This is a genomic window from Micromonospora taraxaci (assembly GCF_007830095.1).
In the GTDB taxonomy this organism is placed as follows: Bacteria; Actinomycetota; Actinomycetes; order Mycobacteriales; family Micromonosporaceae; genus Micromonospora; species Micromonospora taraxaci.
This window is the reverse complement of sequence record NZ_VIWZ01000001.1, coordinates 4,289,979-4,310,658: the sequence shown is the minus strand read 5'-3', so window position 1 is coordinate 4,310,658 and position 20,680 is coordinate 4,289,979. Positions and strand designations below refer to the sequence as shown.

General features: G+C 70.0%; 20 protein-coding genes and 2 riboswitches. Of the genes, 12 read left to right on the top strand and 8 right to left on the bottom strand.

The window, feature by feature from the left end; genetic code table 11:
• Positions 1 to 17: 17 nt before the first annotated feature.
• Positions 18 to 647 carry a TetR/AcrR family transcriptional regulator gene (locus FHU34_RS20015; RefSeq protein WP_244311746.1) on the bottom strand — a complete coding sequence of 210 codons (630 nt, stop codon included), beginning with the start codon at positions 645 to 647 and terminating at the stop codon, positions 18 to 20.
• A gap of 180 nt (positions 648 to 827) precedes the next feature.
• Here FHU34_RS20015 and FHU34_RS20010 point away from each other — a divergent pair, with 180 nt between their 5' ends.
• Positions 828 to 2,330 carry an MFS transporter gene (locus FHU34_RS20010; protein ID WP_145782885.1) on the top strand — a complete coding sequence of 501 codons (1,503 nt, stop codon included), beginning with the start codon at positions 828 to 830 and terminating at the stop codon, positions 2,328 to 2,330.
• A gap of 72 nt (positions 2,331 to 2,402) precedes the next feature.
• Here FHU34_RS20010 and FHU34_RS20005 read toward each other — a convergent pair whose 3' ends face one another.
• The 3 genes from FHU34_RS20005 to FHU34_RS19995 are packed head-to-tail and all read right to left on the bottom strand — an operon-like array spanning position 2,403 to position 3,954.
• Positions 2,403 to 2,990, bottom strand: a complete 588-nt coding sequence (locus FHU34_RS20005) for a histidine phosphatase family protein (protein ID WP_145782884.1) — start codon at positions 2,988 to 2,990, stop codon at positions 2,403 to 2,405.
• On the bottom strand, positions 2,987 to 3,760 hold the full coding sequence (locus FHU34_RS20000) for a CbtA family protein (protein WP_145782882.1): 774 nt from the start codon (positions 3,758 to 3,760) through the stop codon (positions 2,987 to 2,989). Before FHU34_RS20000 ends, FHU34_RS20005 begins: the two co-directional genes overlap by 4 nt.
• Positions 3,751 to 3,954, bottom strand: a complete 204-nt coding sequence (locus FHU34_RS19995; RefSeq protein WP_088989954.1) for a CbtB domain-containing protein — start codon at positions 3,952 to 3,954, stop codon at positions 3,751 to 3,753. The genes FHU34_RS20000 and FHU34_RS19995 overlap by 10 nt, the downstream gene beginning before the upstream one ends.
• 34 nt (positions 3,955 to 3,988) lie before the next feature.
• Positions 3,989 to 4,143: riboswitch (cobalamin riboswitch) on the bottom strand.
• 258 nt (positions 4,144 to 4,401) lie between these two features.
• Here FHU34_RS19995 and FHU34_RS19990 point away from each other — a divergent pair.
• The 5 genes from FHU34_RS19990 to FHU34_RS19970 all read left to right on the top strand — a co-directional run bounded on the left by FHU34_RS19990 (position 4,402) and on the right by FHU34_RS19970 (position 9,748).
• A complete protein-coding gene (locus FHU34_RS19990; RefSeq protein WP_145782880.1) occupies positions 4,402 to 5,280 on the top strand; it encodes an amidohydrolase family protein in 879 nt (292 codons plus the stop codon).
• Positions 5,281 to 5,790: 510 nt separating this feature from the next.
• Positions 5,791 to 6,798, top strand: coding sequence for an ABC transporter permease (locus FHU34_RS19985; protein ID WP_145782878.1), 1,008 nt, complete (start codon positions 5,791 to 5,793; stop codon positions 6,796 to 6,798).
• Positions 6,799 to 6,838: 40 nt separating this feature from the next.
• A complete protein-coding gene (locus FHU34_RS19980) occupies positions 6,839 to 7,891 on the top strand; it encodes an ABC transporter substrate-binding protein (RefSeq protein WP_145782876.1) in 1,053 nt (350 codons plus the stop codon).
• Positions 7,891 to 8,709 (top strand): ATP-binding cassette domain-containing protein, encoded by an 819-nt coding sequence (locus FHU34_RS19975; RefSeq protein ID WP_145782874.1) that lies wholly within the window; start codon positions 7,891 to 7,893, stop codon positions 8,707 to 8,709. Before FHU34_RS19980 ends, FHU34_RS19975 begins: the two co-directional genes overlap by 1 nt.
• Positions 8,710 to 8,749: 40 nt before the next feature.
• Positions 8,750 to 9,748, top strand: a complete 999-nt coding sequence (locus FHU34_RS19970; protein ID WP_145782872.1) for an aldo/keto reductase — start codon at positions 8,750 to 8,752, stop codon at positions 9,746 to 9,748.
• 9 nt (positions 9,749 to 9,757) lie between these two features.
• On the opposite strand, the gene FHU34_RS19965 is transcribed toward FHU34_RS19970, so the two are convergent.
• Together FHU34_RS19965 and FHU34_RS19960 are read right to left on the bottom strand one after the other, a co-directional pair.
• Entirely contained in the window at positions 9,758 to 10,483 is a 726-nt protein-coding gene (locus FHU34_RS19965; RefSeq protein WP_145782870.1) for a FadR/GntR family transcriptional regulator, read from the bottom strand.
• Positions 10,484 to 10,490: 7 nt separating this feature from the next.
• Positions 10,491 to 11,885 (bottom strand): enolase C-terminal domain-like protein, encoded by a 1,395-nt coding sequence (locus tag FHU34_RS19960; protein ID WP_145782868.1) that lies wholly within the window; start codon positions 11,883 to 11,885, stop codon positions 10,491 to 10,493.
• A gap of 634 nt (positions 11,886 to 12,519) precedes the next feature.
• Positions 12,520 to 12,733: riboswitch (cobalamin riboswitch) on the top strand.
• Between the two features lie 190 nt (positions 12,734 to 12,923).
• Here FHU34_RS19960 and FHU34_RS19955 point away from each other — a divergent pair.
• The gene (locus FHU34_RS19955; protein WP_244311978.1) at positions 12,924 to 15,257 is read left to right on the top strand and encodes a ribonucleoside-diphosphate reductase subunit alpha; all 2,334 of its coding nucleotides are present in this window, start codon (positions 12,924 to 12,926) and stop codon (positions 15,255 to 15,257) included.
• A 50-nt stretch (positions 15,258 to 15,307) separates the two neighbouring features.
• Positions 15,308 to 16,303: a ribonucleotide-diphosphate reductase subunit beta gene (locus FHU34_RS19950; RefSeq protein ID WP_145785697.1), complete on the top strand. Its 996-nt coding sequence runs from the start codon at positions 15,308 to 15,310 to the stop codon at positions 16,301 to 16,303.
• Here FHU34_RS19950 and FHU34_RS19945 read toward each other — a convergent pair.
• Positions 16,300 to 17,214 (bottom strand): MerR family transcriptional regulator, encoded by a 915-nt coding sequence (locus FHU34_RS19945; RefSeq protein ID WP_145782866.1) that lies wholly within the window; start codon positions 17,212 to 17,214, stop codon positions 16,300 to 16,302. The two genes, FHU34_RS19950 and FHU34_RS19945, sit on opposite strands and share 4 nt — an antisense overlap.
• Positions 17,215 to 17,333: 119 nt before the next feature.
• Between FHU34_RS19945 and eno the strand changes: the two genes are divergently transcribed.
• The gene (gene eno / locus FHU34_RS19940) at positions 17,334 to 18,605 is read left to right on the top strand and encodes a phosphopyruvate hydratase (RefSeq protein ID WP_145782863.1); all 1,272 of its coding nucleotides are present in this window, start codon (positions 17,334 to 17,336) and stop codon (positions 18,603 to 18,605) included.
• Positions 18,605 to 19,102, top strand: coding sequence for a GNAT family N-acetyltransferase (locus tag FHU34_RS19935; RefSeq protein WP_145782860.1), 498 nt, complete (start codon positions 18,605 to 18,607; stop codon positions 19,100 to 19,102). Before eno ends, FHU34_RS19935 begins: the two co-directional genes overlap by 1 nt.
• A gap of 14 nt (positions 19,103 to 19,116) precedes the next feature.
• Here the strand turns inward: FHU34_RS19935 and FHU34_RS19930 are convergent, their stop codons facing one another.
• A complete protein-coding gene (locus FHU34_RS19930; protein ID WP_145782858.1) occupies positions 19,117 to 19,470 on the bottom strand; it encodes a TraR/DksA family transcriptional regulator in 354 nt (117 codons plus the stop codon).
• A 115-nt stretch (positions 19,471 to 19,585) separates the two neighbouring features.
• On the opposite strand from FHU34_RS19930, the gene FHU34_RS34070 reads away from it, so the two are divergent.
• Both FHU34_RS34070 and FHU34_RS19920 read left to right on the top strand, forming a co-directional pair.
• Positions 19,586 to 20,176, top strand: coding sequence for a TetR/AcrR family transcriptional regulator (locus FHU34_RS34070; protein WP_167524849.1), 591 nt, complete (start codon positions 19,586 to 19,588; stop codon positions 20,174 to 20,176).
• Between the two features lie 123 nt (positions 20,177 to 20,299).
• Entirely contained in the window at positions 20,300 to 20,650 is a 351-nt protein-coding gene (locus tag FHU34_RS19920) for a DUF1330 domain-containing protein (protein WP_145782850.1), read from the top strand.
• The last annotated feature ends 30 nt before the right edge of the window (positions 20,651 to 20,680 follow it).

Genomic DNA, 20,680 nt, shown 5'->3' with positions numbered 1-20,680 from the left:
GTGCTGCTCGCGTCCCGTCAGTGAGGTGGCAGCAGTGCGTCGACCAGCTCGCGCAGCGGCCCGACCAGGTCCTGTTCGGTGGCGGCGCTCAGCGGCTCCAACTGGATCGACGACGACCGCAGCACCGCGACGCCGATGCCGGCGGCGAGGGCCATCTGGGCGCGGAGGAGGATCTCCTCGCTGCCTGGTTCACCGGGACGCCACCCCCGGGCTGCCGCCAGTTGTTCGCTGGCCCGGCTGAGGACACCACGCCGGATCTCGTCGGCCCCCGCGTCGCCGGACGAGCGCAACAACAGGGTGAGCTGGCTGGACAGCCCCGCCGTGCCGAGGTCGGCGATGTGCCGGGCGATGGCCTCCGGGACCCGCTCGGCAGGCGTCTGACCGGCCGTCCGGTGCAGCTCGTCGCCCGCTGCCCGCAGGCACGCCTCGAACAGGCCCTCCTTCGACGAGAAGTAGCGGCTGATGAGCGCGACGTTGACTCCCGCGTCGTCGGCGATGTCCCGGACGGTCGTCGCCGCGTAGCCGTCGCGGGCGAAGCGCTGCCGAGCCGCGTCGAGCAGGAGCTGCCGGGTTTCGGTCGCATCCCGGCGGCGACGGGGGGCAGGTTCGCCAGCTGTGGCTGAGGGGACGGGTGGTTCTGCTGTCACGGCGCGTCCTTTCTCGCTCTCTGTGGCGGTGCGGCCGACACAATGTAAACATATGTTGACTTGTGGCTCGAAGCAAGGTCGTCGACCTTCGCCGGGGTGACGTAAACGACTGTTGACATGGCTCTGTGGCTGCGGATACTGGTAAGTCAGCAAACGTTTACATCTAGTTTCGGGAATCTCATGACCCACACCATCGAGGAGCCGACCCGCGTCGGCTCCGCGCCCAGCGCCGCTCCGCGTGCCAACAGCACCCTCCTGGTGCTGTATCTGTCGCTGGGTGGCCTGGCGTTCGCGGTGCTGCAGTCGCTGGTGGCGCCCGCGCTGTCGACCATCGGAAGGGACCTGGGCGTCTCGACCGGAGACATCAGTTGGGTGCTCACGGCGTACCTGTTGGCAGCCTCGGTACTGACGCCCATCCTCGGCCGTCTCGGTGACATGGTCGGTAAGCGCCGGGTCCTCATCGGCGTCCTCGCCGCCCTCGCCGCGGGCACCCTGCTCGCCGCCCTGGCCCCCAACCTGACCGTGCTGATCGTCGCCCGGGCGCTACAGGGCGCCGCCGGCGCGATCCTGCCGCTGTCGATCGGCATCGTGCGCGACGAACTGCCCCGGGAGAAGGTCGGCGTCACCGTCGGCCTGCTGTCGGCGATCTTCGGTGTCGGCGCCGGCGTCGGCATCGTGGCCGCAGGCCCGATCGTGGAGCACCTGTCCTGGCACTGGCTCTTCTGGCTGCCGCTGGTCCTCGTCGTCGTCGCGCTGCTCGGGGCCATCTTCGGGATGCCCGAGTCGCGGGTGCGTACGCCCGGACGGCTCGACATGCTCGGCGCCGCCATCCTGTCGGTGTCGCTGGTCTCGCTGCTGCTGGCTGTGAGCAAGGGGCAGTCCTGGGGTTGGGGGGAACCGAAGACCGTCGGCCTGTTCCTGCTCGGCGTGGTCGCGTTGATCGTGTTCGTCCTGGTCGAGCTGCGGGTGAGCGAGCCGCTCATCGACATGCGCCTGATGAGGATTCGCGGTGTCTGGGCCACCGACCTCGTTGCCCTGATCCTCGGGTTCGCGATGTTCGGAACCTTCGTGCTCGTGCCGACCCTGCTCCAACTTCCCGCGGTCACCGGCTACGGCTTCGGCAAGACGGTGTCCCAGGCCGGCCTGTTCCTGCTGCCCACCGTCCTGATGATGGTGATCTTCGGGCCACTCGCCGGTCTGCTGGACCGTCGCTTCGGTCCCAAGGTCCCGATGTTCCTCGGCGCGGTCCTGGTCGTCGTCGCGTTCGTGCTGCCGGCACTCGCGCACGGCGCGACCTGGCAGGTGCTGCTCTCCGGAGTGCTCACCGGTGCCGGCATCGGCCTGGCGTTCGCGGCGATGTCCAACGCCATCATCGAGAGCGTCCCGGCCGGGCAGACCGGCGAGGCGAGCGGCGTCAACACCATCGCGCGAACCATCGGTAGCAGCATCGGCGCCGCGGTCGTCGCGGCCGTCATCACGTCGCACAGCACACCTCAGGGTCTGCCCACCGACGCGGCCTTCACCGCCGGCTTCTGGGTCTGCGCGGGCGTCGCCGTCCTGGCCGTCTTCGCGGCGCTCGCACTGCCCTCGGCGCGTCGCCGTCACCAGCAGGCCGTCGACGCGGGTGTCGAGGACCTCCCACCCGAGCCCGTCGAGGTGCACCTGCCGCACCGGCAGCGCTGAGAAGCGACACTGTGACGGCTCAGGCCGTGACCACCCACTGTGGCGGTCACGGCCTGAGCCGTCAGCACGATCTCAATCCACCCGAGGCGCACTCAGTCGGAGGTGCCACCGTGCCCCACGGCCGGTGAGCCGGACGATCGCCAACGGCTCCACGTCCACCTGCCGGTACGTTGCCAACGGCAGGTCGAGGGCGTGCACGACCGCGACCCGGATCACCAGCGGGTGCGCGATCGCGGTGAGCCGCCGGTCGGCGCCGCGTTGCCCGTCCAACCAGGCACCGACCCGGTCCCGCACCCCAGCGACGGACTCGCCGCCGTGCGGTGCGGACTCCGGTTCGGACATCCACTCGTGCAGCGCCTGCGGCTGCTCGACGGCGATCTCCTCGACCGACCGTCCGGTCCAGTCGCCGTAGTCGCAGTCCGCCAACGCTGCCTCGATGGTGGGCAGCAGACCGAGTGCGTCGGCGGTATCGGTAGCCGCCGCGGCGGGACTGGACACGCAGGCGTCGTCGACGCCCAGGTGCCCACGTCCGGCCTGGGCCAGGGCGAGGGCGGCACGCAGGCCGCCCTCGTCCAGGCCGTCGTCCGATCCGCCGAAGCGGGCCCGACGCAGGGCAGTGGTGTGCGCGTGGGCGACCAGCCGGAGGCTGGTGGCGGTCACGTGCCCGGAAGTGCAGCGGCGGCCCGGCGACGCCGGTCGTGGTGCATCAGGGCCGCGAACAGCAGGCCGATCCCGGTCCAGAGCACCACCTGGGTGCCGAGCGAGGCCAGCCGGAAGTCCCACAGCAGCTTCGCGGGGAAGTCGGCGGGGACCTCCTGGAACGACGGAAGCACCACATAGGAGACCACGGTGACCAGCAGGAATCCGCCGACCGCCGCGGCGACGCGCTGCCACAGCGGTGCCTGCGCGCCGACCGATCGGTAGCCCAGCGAGCCCGCCCACACAGCAACCAGACCGAGCACCACCATCAGCAGGTAGGTGACGGTGCGTTGGTTGATGGTGGCCGGATCGCCGACCGCCGGCGGGTTCGCCGGGTACTTGAGGAACGGCACGACCACCGCGCCGAGCAGCGCCGCGCCGGCCAGCAGCAGGCCCGACCGTCCGTCGTCGTAGGTCCGCCGTCGGCGTGCCAGCAGGACGTACGCCGTGGCCAGCAGGCCACCCATCGCGGCACCGAACAGGCCGGTGGCCAGGAACAGGCCGCCGCGCTGGCCATTGCGGCTGACCAGGGCATCCTCGTGGTCGTGCGCACCGGCGACCGGCTCGGCATGCGCCGACGCCGCCTCCTCGATCGCGATGGCCGCGTCGACGTGCGGTTCGCCGGCGAGATAGGCGAACGTCCCGGCGAGCAGACCGGCGATCAGGCCGGCGAGCAGACCGCGGACGAGGACGGTGACGAACGGGGGAGCGGTGGCACCCGTCAGTGGCACGGAACACCCAGCAGGTGCCGGCCGTCGTGCATCAGCTCGTGCAGGTACATGCCACTGCGCGACACCGCGCCCTGGTCGAAGGCGACGAGGTAGGCCAGCAGCGCGAGCGCGGTGACGGTCGCCAACACCGTCCACAACAGACGCGTGGTGCCAGCGGGATTCACCAACGGCTGGCTGGACGTGGAACTGGACATGTGATCACGAACCTCCCCGGGGATGACGCGTCCCCATCGCAAGGCTGCGGACGACCGAGCGTCCTGGCTCGCGGTCCCTCTCGAAGTGGGGGAACCGCTCACAGTGGCGCGACCGCGCCGGAATCACACCGGCTTCCCTCGCGTCGCCGCAGATAGTGGGTCGACGGTATCGGTGCCGCCTCAGGCGGTCAACCCGGTCCGGGACAGCGACCCGCCGGCTCGCCGACGTGCGGGCACCGACGCATCGTCACTTCGGCCAGTCGACGGTATTCGTCTGGCCGGAGTGCTGGGGAGTTCCGGCTGGTACGCGCGTTCTGCGGCCTGCGCCTGCCCTGTTACCGCTAACATGGTCACCCTGCAAAATCTGTCGACGGCACCGGGCCTCGCCGGAGGCCCGACCAGTGGCGGAGCGGGGTGGGTGGACGTGAGCGCGCCGGGACGGGTCCGATGACGACCGGTGCGGCCGTGCGGCAGCCGGGGATCGTCGACGCGCACCATCACCTCTGGGTCCGAGCCCGGCACCCGCAGCCCTGGATCGACCCGCACACCATGGCCGCGATCGACGACGACTTCACCCCGGTCGACCTCGGCCCGGCGACCCGGGTCGCCGGAGTCACCCAGACCGTCGTCGTGCAGACCGTCGCGGCCCGGTCGGAGACGCCCGAGCTGTTGGGGATCGCGGCCGACGACCCCCTCATCGCCGGGGTCGTCGGGTGGGTCGACCTCACCGCCGGCGATGTCGTCGAGCGCCTGGAGCGACTTCGGGCGGCGCGGGGTGGCGAGCGGCTCGTCGGGATCCGTCATCTGGTCCAGTCCGAGCCCGACCCGGCATATCTCGACCGCCCCGACGTCCGGAGGGGTATCGCCGCGGTCGGTGCTGCCGGCCTCGCCTTCGACCTGCTCGTACGCCATCATCAGTTGCCGGCGGCCACCCGGCTGGTCCGCGACCTGCCCCAGGTCCGGTTCGTCCTGGACCACCTCGGTAAGCCGTCGCTCGGCGCCGGCGGCCTCGGCGACTGGCCCCGGGACCTGCGGGCGCTCGCCGCCGAACCCAACACGACGGCGAAGCTCTCCGGCCTGGTGACCGAGGTGAGCGGCAGTTCCTGGACGGTCGCGGACCTGCGGCCGGCCGTCGAGCACGCACTGGACGTGTTCGGGCCGGGCCGGCTGATGTTCGGCTCGGACTGGCCGGTGTGTCTGCTCGCCACCTCGTACACCCGCTGGGTCAGGGTGCTCGGCGACCTGCTGGATCCGCTGACCGACGACGAGCGCGCGGCGATCTGGCGACAGACAGCCAGCCGGGAGTACCGGCTCGCGGCGTCGTGACCCGCCGGAGGGCCGTCGGTTGACCGGCCGGGAGTTCGGTGGAGAAAGAGGTGCCCGCAAACGCCACCGGGCATAGCATGTTATCGATAACATGCTCGCGATGGTCCGCCGGATCGAGTCGGGGGCCACCCTAGGGTGCGGGGTGCGCATGGTCGTCGGGGCCGGGCCTGTCGATCCAGTGTGGACTGTCGCTGGTCCAGCGTCCCCTGACGAACCGTCGGCGGATGGTGCCGCGCCGCTCGGCCGCAGTTGTGCCGATTTGATCAGACGTATGCGCGGGATGGCTCGGGTAACGATGTCAAAACATGGTTGTAAGACCTTGGCAACCCACGCGGGTGCATGGCATGGTAACGGCTGATCAAGGGAAACATCCGATCTATCGTCACGGTGCGGCAGGTCCACGCCAAGCCCTCTCCTCTGCGGGGAGGCTCGGTCGCTCATAGGTGCTCGGCACGACGGCGGGTCCTCCGTCGAGTGCCGGCCCCACGCATGGGGAGGTCAGGTCCGACGATGAGTACCGCCGAGGCATCCGCCGGCACGCAGCGCGGCGACATCGGTGACTGGCTCCGGGAACGGATCTCCCACGCCGTCTCCGAGTTCACCGCCGCCACCGCGTTGGTCGTCCTGTTCATCGCGTTGACCATCGCGAGTCCCTACTTCCTGACGGCTGACAACCTCTTCAACATCGGGGCGCAGACAGCGGTGATCGCCATCATCGCCACGGCGCAGACGATGGTCATCATCACGAAGGGCATCGACCTGTCCGTGGGGTCGGTGGCCGCACTCTCCGGTGTGCTGGGAGCGATGGTCGTCCGCGACCTCGGCTTCTCGCTCTGGGCGGCGACGGCGGTCGCGATCGGCGTCGGCGCGCTGGCCGGGCTGTTGAACGGCCTGCTGGTGACGGCAGCCCGGATTCCGCCGTTCATCGCGACGCTCGGAACGATGTCCGTCGGGCGCGGACTGGTCTTCATCATCACCGGCGCGGTCGGCGTCTACGGCCTGCCCCGCTCGTTCCAACTGCTCGGCAACGGGGAGATCATCGGCATCCCGTTCGCCGTCGTGATCACCGTCCTGGTCGCCGTCGGGGTCGCCTTCCTGCTCTCCCAGACCCGCTTCGGTCAATACACCTACGCGATGGGCTCCAACCTGGAGGCCGCGCGTCGCTCCGGCATCCGGGTGGGCCGTCACCTGACCGGGGTGTACGTGCTGGCGGGTGTGCTGGTCGGCCTCGGCGGCATGATCGCTGCCTCCCGGGTCAACTCCGGCCAGCCCAACTACGGGATCTCGCTGGAGCTCGACGTCATCGCCGCCGCGGTCATCGGCGGCGCCAGCCTGTTCGGAGGCCAGGGTCGGATCGTCGGGACGATCATCGGCGCCTTCCTCATCGCCCTGGTGCGCAACGGGGCCGTCCTGCTCGACATCAGCATCCACTACCAGCAGGTGATCGTCGGCCTGATCATCTGGGCCGCCGTCTACTTCGACCAGTACCGCCGCCGGCGGCTGGAATCGCGGGGTTGACATGCCATTCCACGAGTCCGAACGAGGAAGGACACACACCATGGCACACACCACCACCAGTCGACCGGCGCGCACGCGTCTCCTTCGTGCACAGGCCATCCTGGCCGCGGTCGCGGCCACCGCCCTACTCAGCGCCTGCGGCGGAGTGGAGGTCCGGGACGGCGGCGACGGCGCGACGAAGGACGCGAGCGGGCCGTTGAAGCTCGCCGTCGTACCGAAGGCAGTCGGCGCCGACTACTGGAACACAGTGAAGGCGGGCGCGGAGTGCGCCGCGCAGCGCGCCGGGGACGTCACCGTCCAGTGGGACGGGGTGACCACCGAGACCGACGTCGAGGGCCAGGTCAACCTGATCCAGAACTTCGTCACCAAGAAGGTCGACGGCATCGTCTACGCGGCGACCGACTCCAGCGCGCTGGCGCCCGCCACCGACCAGGCGCTGGCCGCCAAGATCCCGGTCGCGATGATCGACTCCGGCACCAGCCCGCAGCCGTCGGGCGTCCCGCTCTTCGCCACCGACAACCGCGCGTCAGCGACCGAGGCGGCGAAGCTGCTCGCCAAGGAGCTGGGCCCCGGCAACCACGACGTGGCCCTGGTCGAGTTCCAGCCCGGATCACAGACCAACACCGAGCGGGTCGACGGCTTCAAGGCCGGCCTCGCCCAGTTCCCCAACCTGAAGCTGGTCGGTCAGCAGCCCAGCAAGAGCGACGTCAACGAGGCGCGGCGGGTCACCGAGAACATCCTCACCGCCAACCCCAACCTCAAGGGCATCTTCGCCGCCAACGAGCCGAGCGTGCTCGGCGCCGCCCAGGCCATCCAGGCGGCGGGCAAGTCGGGCAAGATCGTCATCATCGGTTGGGACGCCGCCCCGGACGAGGTCGCCGGGTTGCGCAGTGGTCAGATCTCGGCGCTGGTCGTGCAGAACCCGTTCAAGATGGGCTACTTCGGCGTCGACAAGATGGTCAAGCACCTCCGGGACAAGGCGCCACTCGCGTCTGCCGACACCGGCGTCACCTTCGTCACCAAGGAGAACATCGATTCGGCGGAGATCAAGGCGGTGCTCGAGCCCAGCTGCGCCAACCCTCCGGTGCAGTGATGGGAACGACTCCGGCGGCCACCGCCGACACCGACAACCTGCCGTCCGGCGGGGAACCGCCGGTCCTGGAAGCGCGCGGCATCGTCAAGCGGTTCGGACACGTCGAGGCGTTGCGGGGCGCCGACTTCACCGTCCACCGAGGTGAGGTCGTCGCGCTGATCGGCGACAACGGCGCCGGGAAGAGCACTCTGATCAAGACGCTTTCCGGCGTGCACCCACCGGACGAGGGCGAGATCCTCGTGGGCGGTCGCCCGGTGCAGTTCTCGACCCCGGTCGACGCCCGGCGGGCGGGGGTGGAGACCGTCTACCAGGATCTGGCCGTCGCCGACGACCTCAGCGTGGCTGCCAACCTGTATCTCGGGAGGGAGATCCTGCGCTCCGGACCGCTCGGTCGGCTGGGCTTGCTGGACAAGCGCGCCATGCGGCAGGGCGCGGCGGCGGCCCTGGACGAACTCGGTGTGCGGATCCCACGGGTCACCACCCCGATCGCCATGTTGTCCGGTGGGCAACGGCAGTGCGTCGCGGTGGCCCGCGCCATCATCTGGGCCACCAACGTGGTCATCCTCGACGAACCCACCGCAGCGCTCGGCGTGGTCCAGACCGGGCGGGTTCTCGACGTCGTCCGACGCGCCCGCGACGCCGGCATGTCGGTGGTGCTGGTGAGCCACAACATGCCGCAGGTGCTCGACATCGCCGACCGGGTCGAGGTGCTGCGCCTCGGCCGCCGCGCGGCCCAACTCCGCGCCGACGAGGTCACCACCGACGACCTGGTGGCGGCGATGACCGGGAGCACCAGCACGGACCGGGACGAGCGGTGACGGCGAACGTCCTGGCCGACGGCGACGGCTGGCGCGGCCGATGACAGGCCCCCTCGGTCGGCGGACCACAGTGGATGCCGCTCGCCCACGGGTGCGGTTCAGCCCACTGGGATTCGGTGCCTCGCAGGGCGGCAATCTCTATCGAAGGACGTCGGACGAGGCGTTCGCCGCCGCGGTGGACACCGCGTGGGCTGGGGGTGTCCGATACTTCGACACCGCGCCGCACTACGGGCTCGGCCTGTCCGAACGGCGTCTGGGTGCCGCCCTCCGCTCCCGACCCCGTGCCGAGTACGTGGTGTCCACCAAGGTCGGCCGGCTGCTCGTGCCGTCGCCGGAGACCGCGCACCTGCGTGACCCGGAGGGGTTCGACGTGCCCGCCGATCACCGACGGGTCTGGGACTTCAGCCGGGACGGCGTACACCGCTCGGTGGAGGCGAGCCTTCGACGCACCGGCCTGGACCGGATCGACGTGGTGTACCTGCACGACCCGGACGACCACTGGGAGCAGGCCGCGTACGAGGCGGTGCCAGCGTTGGTGGAGCTGCGCGAACAGGGCGTGATCGGCGCGATCGGCGCGGGGATGAACCAGTCCGCGATGCTGGCCCGTTTCGTGACGGAGACCGACGTTGACGTGGTGATGTGCGCCGGCCGGTACACGCTGCTGGAGCAGGGCGCGTTGACCGACCTGTTACCCGCCGCGCAGGCCCGCCGCGTCGGTGTGGTGATCGCCGGGGTCTACAACTCCGGGCTGCTGGCCCGGGACCTGCCGCCGAGCGACGCCGCCTACAACTACCAGCGGGCGCCGGTGGAGGTGGTCGGTCAGGCCCGGCGGATAGCGCGGGTCTGTCAGACGTACGGCGTCACGCTGCCCCAGGCGGCGTTGGCGTTCGTCCGTCGGCACCCGGCCGTGGTCTCGACAGTGGTCGGCGTGCGTGACGCGGTCCAGGTGACCGAGACCCTGCGCCGATTCGACACCGACGTCCCGGACCAGCTCTGGGCGGCGCTGTACGAGGCGGGGCTGCTCGACGTGCAGCAGTAGCGTCAGCGATCAGGGTCGCGTCGTCTCGGTGCTGGTCGGGTCGGCGTCGTCGGGCAACCCGTGCAACGACTCCTCCACACCGATCAGGTGGTTGGCCATCCGGGTGCGGGCCCGCTCCGGGTCACGCGCCACGAGGGCCTTCAGGATCGCCACGTGTTCGTCATGGGTACGCCGGTCCGCGCCCTCCTCGTGCAGGCTCCGCCAGAGCCGCCCGCGGATGGTGCGACCGGCGAACGCCTCGATGAGCCCGACGAGCACCGGGTTGTCGGCGTGCACGGCGATGATCCGGTGGAAGGCGATGTCGATCTCGAGGATGCGTTCGTGGTCCTGCGGTGACTGGCCGACCATCCGGGCCGCCTCGTCGAGGAGTTCCCCGGCCTGCGCGAGGGCCTCGTCCGTGATCCTGGTCGCGGCCAGTTGGGCTGCCTCGCACTCCAGTAGCCGCCGGACGGTGTGGATGTGCCGCGGGTCGCCCTGACCCTGGAAGTCGACCACGAAACCCATCGGGGCCAGCAGTTGCGGCGCGTCGAGGTTGGTGACGTACGTGCCGTCACCCTGGCGGATGTTGACGATGCCGAGGATCGACAGGGCCGACATCCCCTCGCGCAGCGAGCCGCGCGAGACGCCGAGCGACTCGGCGAGGTCCTTCTCGATCGGCAGGCGGTCCCCGGGCTTGAACTTCCCGTCCAGGATCATCCGCTTGATGCCGTTCACCACTTCGTCGGTGCGTGACATGGTCCCCCTAGCGGCCAGCGGATGTGGCCGTCCCACCCGCGATCACGTACGGCTCCGGAGATGACACGGTAGTCGGGTCCGCCGCCGCCCAGTAGTGGCCGTCGGGAAAGCGGTAGAGCGCGATCGACTCGGGGCGCATCCGGGTGGAGTAGCCGGGTTGGTCGGGCAGGACGTAGCCGCTGCCCGAGCCGGTGTCACGGATGACGCACGGGTCGGTGAAGTGCTCGTGCAGGTGGTCGACGAACTCGGTGACGCGGTTGGTGAGATCTCCCGAGACCGCGACGTAGTCGAGCACCGACACGTGTTGGACCATCTCGCACAGCCCGACGCCGCCGGCGTGCGGGCAGACCGGTACGTCGAACTTCGCGGCGAGGAGCAGCACGGCGACGATCTCGTTGATGCTGGCCAGCCGGCCGGTGTCCAACTGGCAGAAGTCGATGGCCCCGGCCTGGAACAGCTGCTTGAACATCACCCGGTTGTGACAGTGCTCGCCGGTGGCGACGCCGATCGGGGCGACGGCCCGGCGGACGGCCGCGTGGCCCAGGATGTCGTCGGGGCTGGTCGGCTCCTCGATCCACAGCGGCGTGAACCGGGCGAGGGCGGTGACCCACTCGATGGCCTGGCCGACGTCCCACACCTGGTTGGCGTCGATCATCAGGTTGCGGTCCGGGCCCAGGATCTCCCGGGCGATCGCGCAGCGGCGGATGTCGTCGTCGAGGTTGGCGCCCACCTTGAGCTTGACGTAGCCGTAGCCGCTGTCGACGGCTTCCTGGCACAGCCGGCGCAGCTTGTCGTCGCCGTAGCCGAGCCAGCCGGCCGAGGTGGTGTAGGCGGGGTAGCCGGTCCGGTGGAGCTCGGCGAGGCGGTCGGCCTTCGTGCTCTCCTTGGCCCGCAGGATGGCCAGTGCCTCGTCCCGGGTCAGCGCGTCGGACAGGTAGCGCAGGTCCGCGATGTCGACGAGTTGTTCGGGGGACATGTCCACCAGTAGCCGCCACAGCGGCTTGTCGGCGAGCCGGGCCACCAGGTCCCACGAGGCGTTCAGCACGGCCGCGAGCGACAGGTGGACGACGCCCTTCTCGGGCCCGAGCCACCGCAGCTGCGAGTCGGACGTGAGGAGGCGGTAGACAGCGCCCATGTCGGCCGCCATCGTCGCCACGTCCATGCCCACGAGGAGCTGTGCCTGGTGGACCGCTGCGGCGGCGACGATGTCGTTGCCCCGGCCGATGGTGAAGGTCAGGCCGTGGCCCGCGAGCGGCGCGTCCACGCTGTCGGTGCCGTCGGTGTGCAGGACGACGTAGGCCGCCGAGTAGTCGCCGTCCTTGTTCATGGCGTCTGACCCGTCAGCGGTCAGGGAGGTGGGGAAGCGGACGTCCTCGACGGTGACAGCAGTGATCTGCGGCATGCGCTCCTCGCCCGACTAGGCAAAAGATCAGATGATCATTCGGAGTATACGGAGGCTGGTTCAGGTGCGTCAACGACGTCGATCACCCGACCGGTGCAGACATCCAATGTTTCTGATGGGGACCGAACGTCTGACGAGAGGTGCCTCCCGCGTGGCGTGTTCGGATGCCGGGCGACCGCCGCGACGGCGGTGGTACCCCGTCGTCGCGGCCCGCGTTTGCGCGTGGGCATCGTGGCCGAACACCAAACCGCTGGTGGGTGGCGTTCGCTGTTCCAAGTGGAACTCCGGCCCGTCGAGTGTGTCGAATGGTGGGCGGCGGTCCACCGGTCGGAACGAGGGTCGGAGTCGGCGGCCGAGCCGGGGGTTTGAAGATTGGATGTTCATCTCGACCACCCGCATCGACGGCAGATTATGAGCAACGTTCCTTACATCTGGATCCTGCATACATCGCATCTTTGTGGATCGTCGCCGGCTTTTCCGCGGTCTTGTCGCGCCGCTGGCCGCCGCCTCCCGCTGGCGTCGGCCGGCCGGGGACCGGCGGTCGGGGGCGCGGTCGGGTGACGGTCGTCACCGCCTCCGCCGCCGACACGCCGACACCGACATGTGGGGTGTGACAACCGCTGGGTCCCTATATATGGTGTCGAGCGCAGCTGGTTCGACTGCTCATCCAGGGCGGTCGAGGCAAGAGGGAACCCGGTGGAAATCCGGGACTGTCCCGCAGCGGTGAGTGGGAACGACAGCCGTCATCAGCACTGGACCACACGGTCTGGGAAGCGACGGCCGGTAGGAGACCGGTGAGCCCGGTCGCGCCCACGAGTCCGAAGACCTGCCAGCGCGCCGCGTACCCGCACCCGGGTGTGCGGCGGTCCGAGGCCGCGTGGGACGGCTGACGCCACCTGACCCACGCCGCCGGCGTGGCGTCCGTCGGTGTCTGTCTCCGCGCGTTCGGGCCTCCAGGTCTCGAACTCCGAGGAGCGAGTGGTGACAGTCACCGAGGTAGTCCCGGCCAGCGCCGACGCGGCACTGCGACGGACGCCGATGCAGGTCCGCAAGCGTGACGGCGGCACCGAACCCGTGGACGTGAACAAGATCGTCCGGGCGGTCGAGCGGTGGGCCGACGACCTGACCGACGTCGACCCGATGCGCGTCGCCACCCGCACGATCAGCGGCCTGTACGACGGCGCGACGACAGCCGAACTGGACCGGCTGTCCATTCAGACAGCGGCCGAGATGATCGGTGAGGAACCGCAGTACTCGCGCCTCGCCGCCCGGCTGCTCGCCGGCTACGTCGACAAGGAGGTGCGTCGGCAGGGCATCGCCTCGTTCAGCGCGGCGATCCGGACCGGCCACACCGAGGGCCTGATCGGAGACGACACCGCCGCGTTCGTCGCCACGCACGCCGCAGTGCTCGACGATGCCATCGACCCGGACGGCGACCGGCGGTTCGAGTACTTCGGGCTGCGCACGGTGTACGACAGGTACCTGCTGCGCCATCCCACCAGCCGGCTGGTGCTGGAGACCCCGCAGTACTGGCTGCTGCGGGTGGCCTGTGGCCTGTCCCGTACGCCGGACGAGGCGGTCGGCTTCTACCGGTTGATGTCCAGCCTGGCCTACCTGCCCAGCTCACCGACGCTGTTCAACTCCGGCACCCGGCACACCCAGATGTCCTCCTGCTACCTGGTCGACTCACCGCTCGACGAGTTGGACTCGATCTACCAGCGCTACGCCCAGGTCGCCAACCTGTCCAAGTTCGCCGGCGGCATCGGCATCGCGTACTCCCGGGTCCGGTCCCGGGGCGCGTTGATCCGTGGCACCAACGGGCAGTCCAACGGGATCGTGCCGTGGCTGCGAACGCTGGACGCGAGCGTCGCGGCGGTCAACCAGGGCGGCCGGCGCAAGGGCGCGGCGTGCGTCTACCTGGAGCCGTGGCACCCGGACATCGAGGAGTTCCTGCAACTGCGGGACAACACCGGCGAGGACGCCCGCCGCACCCACAACCTGAACCTGGCCAACTGGGTGCCGGACGAGTTCATGCGCCGGGTCGAGGCCGACGAGATGTGGTCGCTGTTCGACCCGCACGAGGTGCCCGAGCTGCCCGACCTGTGGGGGGAGCGGTTCGACGCCGCGTACCGCGAGGCCGAGGCGCAGGGCCGCTACGTCCGGCAGGTCCCGGCGCGGGAGCTGTACGGGAAGATGATGCGAACCCTGGCCCAGACCGGCAACGGGTGGATGACCTTCAAGGACGCGTCGAACCGGCTGTGCAACCAGACCGCCGAACCGGGCAACGTGGTGCACCTGTCCAACCTCTGCACCGAGATCGTCGAGGTGTCCAGCGACGCGGAGACCGCCGTGTGCAACCTCGGCTCGGTGAACCTCGCCGCCCACCTCGTCGACGGTGACATCGACTGGGAGCGGCTGCGCGCCACGGTGCGTACCGCGGTGACCTTCCTCGACCGGGTCATCGACATCAACTACTACCCGACCACGCAGGCGGCGGCGAGCAACCCCCGCTGGCGGCCGGTCGGGCTCGGGCTGATGGGCCTGCAGGACGTCTTCTTCGCACTGCGGCTGCCGTTCGACTCCCCGGCCGCGCGGGAACTGTCCACCCGGGTCAGCGAGGAGTTGTACCTGACCGCGTTGGAGACCTCCGCCGACCTGGCGCGACAGTTCGGCGCGCACCCGACGTACCCGCAGACCCGGGCCGCGCGGGGCCAGTTGCAGCCCGACCTGTGGGGTGTCGAGGGTACGCAGACCGCGCGGTGGGACGCCCTGCGGGAGCGGGTCGCGGCGCACGGGCTGCGTAACTCGCTGCTGGTGGCCGTCGCCCCGACCGCGACCATCGCCTCGATTGCCGGATGCTACGAGTGCATCGAGCCGCAGGTGTCGAACCTGTTCAAGCGCGAGACGTTGTCCGGGGAGTTTCTCCAGGTCAACACCGCTCTGGTCCGCGAATTGAAGGCCCGTGGTCTGTGGACCGACCGGATCCGGTCGGCGATCAAGCGGGCCGAGGGATCGGTGCAGGACATCGCCGAACTTCCGGCCGGCGTCCGGGAGTTGTTCCGCACCGCGTGGGAGCTGCCGCAGCGGGCGCTGATCGACCTCGCCGCCGCCCGCGCCCCGTTCATCGACCAGTCCCAGTCGCTGAACCTGTTCCTGGCGGCACCGACCATCGGCAAGCTCTCCTCGATGTACCTGTACGCCTGGAAGGCCGGTCTGAAGACCACCTACTACCTGCGTTCGCGCCCCGCGACCCGGATCCAGCAGGCCACCGTCAGCGCCGTCGCGCCCGTAGCCCTCGCGCCCGTCGCCCTCGACGCGGAGGCGCTGGCCTGCTCGCTGGAGAACCCCGAGTCGTGCGAGGCCTGCCAGTGACCCTCGCCGACACCACAGTCACCGACACCTCCGAGACGAGGACCACGCACATGCTGCTCGACCCCGGGATGGACCTCACCCTCCGCCCGATGCGCTACCCGCACTTCTTCGACCGTTTCCGCGACGCCATCCGCAACACCTGGACCGTCGAGGAGGTCGACCTGCACGCCGACCTCGCCGACCTGGACAAGCTGTCGCCGGCCGAGCGGCACCTGGTCAGCCGCCTGGTGGCGTTCTTCGCCACCGGCGACACGATCGTCGCGAACAACCTGGTGCTCAACCTGTACCAGCACGTGAACAGCCCCGAGGGGCGCCTCTACCTGTCCCGGCAACTGTTCGAGGAGGCGGTGCACGTCCAGTTCTACCTCAACCTGCTCGACACGTACGTGCCCGACGAGAGCGAGCGGTTCGAGGCTTTCGCCGCGATCGAGAACATCCCCTCGATCCGCCGCAAGGCCGAGTTCTGCTTCCGCTGGATCGACTCCCTGGGCGACCTTCGGGAGCTGCGCTCGCGCGAGGACCGGCGAACGTTCCTGCTCAACCTGATCTGCTTCGCCGCCTGCATCGAGGGGTTGTTCTTCTACGGCGCGTTCGCGTACGTCTACTTCCTGCGCTCCCGTGGCCTGCTGCACGGCCTCGCCTCCGGCACCAACTGGGTGTTCCGCGACGAGAGCATGCACATGGCGTTCGCGTTCGACATCGTGGACACCGTTCGCGCCGAGGAGCCGGACCTGTTCGACGACGACCTCGCCGAGCAGGTGCGGCAGATGCTCACCGAGGCCGTCGAGTGCGAGGTGCAGTTCGCCGAGGACCTGTTGGGCCACGGCGTGCCCGGCCTGACGTTGGCCGACATGCGGGAGTACCTCCAGCACGTCGCCGACCGTCGGCTCGCCCAGCTCGGCATCGCCCCGCACTACGGGTCGAGCAACCCGTTCGCCTTCATGGAGTTGCAGGACGTGCAGGAGCTGTCCAACTTCTTCGAGCGCCGGGTGTCGGCGTACCAGGTCGGGGTGACCGGCACCGTCGCCTTCGACGACGACTTCTAGGCGGCAAACGATCCGGGGGCCTGGCGTCGCTTGGTGAGCCACCGCATCACGTGCAGGGGGTGCGACGCCGGGTCCGGGATCGGGTGGAAGACGTGTTCCACCACGCCGTCGGCGATGATCAGGGTCAGCCGCTCGTAGAGCGTCATGTCACCGGCGGTGCGGGTCGGCAGGCGCAGCGCGTCGGCCAGGGTCAGTCTCGGGTCGGGGATCAGCGGGTAGGGCAGCCGCAACCGGTACGCCAGTTCCCGCTGGTACCCGGTCGACTGCGCGGACAGGCCGTACACCCGGGCGGCGCCGGCCGCGCGGAGTTCCGCGTGGTGGTCACGGAACCAGGCTGCCTGCTCGGTGCTGCCCCGGGCGCCGTGGACCTCCAGCAGTCCGTTGGGCAGGTCGACGCCCGGCCGCCCGGTCAGTGGGTAGACGAAGATGACGGTGCGCCCGACGCCGAGCGCGCCGAGGTCGACCGGGCGGCCGTCGGTGCCGTAGAAGGACAGCGACGGCAGGCTGGTGCCGACCAGCGCGGCGGGGTCGCCCCCGACCTCGCCGCCACCGGGTACGACCTGGGTCGCTGCCGCGTCCAGGCGCGCGTCCAGGGCGTCCCGCTGGGCGGTCAGCCTGCCGATCCGCTCCTGGAGGGTGGTGATGGTGCTGCGGTACGTCGCCACCGCCGCCGCACACACGTCGGTGTCGTCGGCGCCACCGGCAATCGACTCGACGAACGGGCGGGTTTCCTCGACGGTGAGGCCGAGCGCCATCAGCTCGCGGATCTGCGCGACCAGCCGCACCGCGATCGCGTCGTACTCGCGGTAGCCGTTGCCGAGCCGCCGGGGCACGACCAGCCCCGCCGACTCGTAGTACCGCAGTGCCCGGACCGTCGTCCCGGTCCGTCGTGCCAGCTCACCCACCCGCATCCCGCGACCCTAAACCCGCACCCTGGGGTACGGGTCAACGTGTCCATCGTCGCGGTGCCAGGACCGCCGTTTCCTGCCAGTCTGGGCGACGAAAAGGCAGTGTGACCAGGGAGTGTGTGATGACGGCAGTCAATCGGGTGCGTGCTCGGCAGATCCTCGACAGCAGGGGCAACCCGACCGTCGAGGCCGACGTGGAACTCAGCGACGGCTCAGTCGGCCGGGCGGCCGTACCCTCGGGCGCGTCGACCGGGGCGAACGAGGCGGTCGAGCTGCGCGACGGGGACCCCGCCCGCTTCCACGGCAAGGGCGTCACGACGGCGGTCGCCGCCGTCAACGGCGAGATCGCCGACGCGGTGATCGGGCTCGACGCCGAGGACCAGGCGCTGATCGACGCGACGATGATCGACCTCGACGGCTCGAAGGACAAGGGTCGACTGGGCGCCAACGCGATCCTCGCGGTGTCCCTGGCGACGGCGAAGGCAGCGGCGTCGGCCCACCGACAGCCGCTCTACCGCTACGTCGGCGGCGTCGGCGCCCGCCTGCTGCCGGTGCCGATGATGAACATCATCAACGGCGGCGCGCACGCCGACAACCCGCTGGACTTCCAGGAGTTCATGATCGCCCCGGTCGGGGCACGGACTTTCGCCGAGGCGGTCCGGGTCGGCTCGGAGGTCTTCCACACCCTGAAGGCGTCTCTGGCCGCGGCCGGTCACCACACCAACGTCGGCGACGAGGGCGGGTTCGCGCCGGCCTTCACGACCGCCGACGAGGCGCTGGGTTTCGTGCTGCGCGCCATCGAGGAATCCGGCTACGAGCCCGGCACCGACATCACGATCTGCCTCGACCCGGCCAGTTCGGAGTTCTACCGTGGCGGCGTCTACGACTACGTCGGCGAGGGTCGTCAGCGCTCCGTGGAGGAGCACATCGACCACCTGGTGGATCTGGCCGCCCGCTACCCGATCAGCTCGATCGAGGACCCGATGGCGGAGGACGACATCGCCGGCTGGCAGCGGCTGACGGCACTGGCGGGGGAGCGGGTGCAGTTGGTCGGAGACGACGTCTTCTGCACCGACGTCGACCGGCTGCGCGACGGGATCGAGGGCGGTTACGCCAACGCGATCCTGGTCAAGGTCAACCAGATCGGCACGCTCACCGAGACCCTCGCGACGGTGGACGCCGCCCACAAGGCGGGGTACCGGGTGGTGATGTCCCACCGCTCCGGCGAGACTGAGGACACCACCATCGCCGACCTGGCCGTGGGCGTAGGCTGCGGCCAGATCAAGACTGGCTCGCTGTCGCGTTCGGACCGCACGGCCAAGTACAACCAGCTCATCCGCATCGAGGAGGAGCTCGGCGACCGCGCCGTCTACGCCGGGAGGGGAACCCGCTGATGGTCGACGTCACTGTCCGGCCGATGACCGACGCCGACGCCGGACGGGTCCTGACGATCTACCAGGCCGGACTGGACGCCGGCAACGCCAGCTTCGAGGTCACCGCGCCGACCTGGGCGGCGTTCGACGCCGCGCGCCTGACCGCGCACCGGTTCGTGGCCGTCGACCCCCTCGGCGCGGTCCTCGGCTGGGTCGCGGTCTCGCCGACCTCGACCCGGGAGGTGTACGCCGGCGTGGTCGAACACTCCGTCTACGTGGACCCGGCCGCCCAGGGCCGTGGCGCCGGCCGACTGCTGCTGGACGCGCTGGTCAGCTCCACCGAGGCGGCCGGCATCTGGACGATCCAGTCCGGAGTCTTCCCGGAGAACACCGCCAGCCTGGCACTGCACCAGCGGACCGGGTTCCGGGTGGTCGGCGTACGCGAGCGGGTTGGTCGTCACCACGGACGCTGGCGTGACGTGGTCCTGCTGGAGCGGCGCAGCCCCACCATCGCCTGACAGGCCCAGGGCCGTCAGCGTCGGCTCGCGCAGGCCACGCAGGTGCGCGCCGACGGGCGGGCGACAAGCCGCTCGGCGGGAATCGGACGCAGACACCGTTCGCACACCCCGTAGCTGCCGTCGTCGACCCGTCGCAGCGCGACGTCCAGCTCCGCGAGGCGTCGGCGGGCGGCGTCCAGGACGGCGGTGAGCTGTGCGCGTTCGAAGGCGATCGTGGCGCCCTCCGGGTCGTGCTCGTCGTCGGCGTTTGACGCCCGGGACGCTTCGAAGAGGCTGCGCAGGTCACCGTCGAGGGCGGTGACCTGCGCCTCGGTCTGCTGGCGCAGCCGCAGCAGTTCCTCGCGGATCGCGTCGGAGTTCCTGTCCATGGCCGTTCCACGGTACTGCCGAATGAGCGTGGTCACAGTATTTGCATTCCGAGACGACCGGTCATATCGTTGGCGGTGCCAGCAAGCCGGAACCGCCATCGGAAGGAGCCCCGCCATGCCACGACCGAAGTCGCCAGCCTCCGCCGGGACGCGGCAACGGTTGTCCGACGCCGCGTTGGACCTGTTCCACCTGCGCGGCTACAACGGCACGAGCGTCCAGGACATCGTCGCCGCCGCCGGAGCGCCCAAGGGCACCTTCTACAACCACTTCGCCAGCAAGGAGGACCTCGCCCTCGACTCGGTGGCGAGATACTCCGCGGCGATGGGGTTGGAGATGCTCGACGAGAAGCAGGGCGGCACGCCGCGCGAGCGGATCGTCAACCACCTCCGCTACATCACCGGCCTCGGCGACACCATGGGAGACCGGGGCTGCCTGCTCGGCAACTTCGCCAGCGAGATCCCCGCGCACAGTGACGTCCTACGCGCCGCCGTCGACGCCGGCTTCGGCCGGTGGGTCGCCGCTCTCAGCGTGGCGATCGAACAGGCACGCGCCGCCGATGAGCTGCACGGCGACGAACCGGCCCGCGACCTCGCCGGCTTCGTGGTCTCCGGCTACGAGGGGGCGGCAGCGCGGGCGAAGGCTTCCGGCAACCCGGATGCCCTGCGGGAGTTCTTCACGATCACCACGACGCGGATCCTCACCTGATCCCAGTCGATCACCAGCCGTGACGAGGGGTGTTGTCCCTGAGTCTCAGTTTTTACCAGTTGTAAGACGACCGGTCGTACGCCTTCGGCCGGTAGGCCCATCACCCGCACTGAGGAGTCGGACATGAGCACCTACCTGATCAACCACCTGCGTATCCCCGGCGGCGTGCCCACCGAGGAGTCGCTGCGGTACCTGGAGCAGGTCCAGGCCACCACCGAGGCGTACGGCGCCAAGTGGCTCGCCGTCGACGCCGAGGTGCAGGTCATCGAGGGCGCCTGGCCCGGTTCGGTCGTACTGATCGAGTTCCCGGACGCGGAGACCGCGAAGGCCTGGTACAACTCGCCCGAATACCAGGCGATCCTGTCGCTGCGCACCGCACACACCATCAACGACCTGATCCTGGTGGACTCGGTCGGCCCGGAGTTCACGGTGGCCGGCTACGCGCAGCAGATCCGGACCCTGCTCGGCCAGTGACGTGCGAGGCGTCGGCCCCCGCGTGCACAG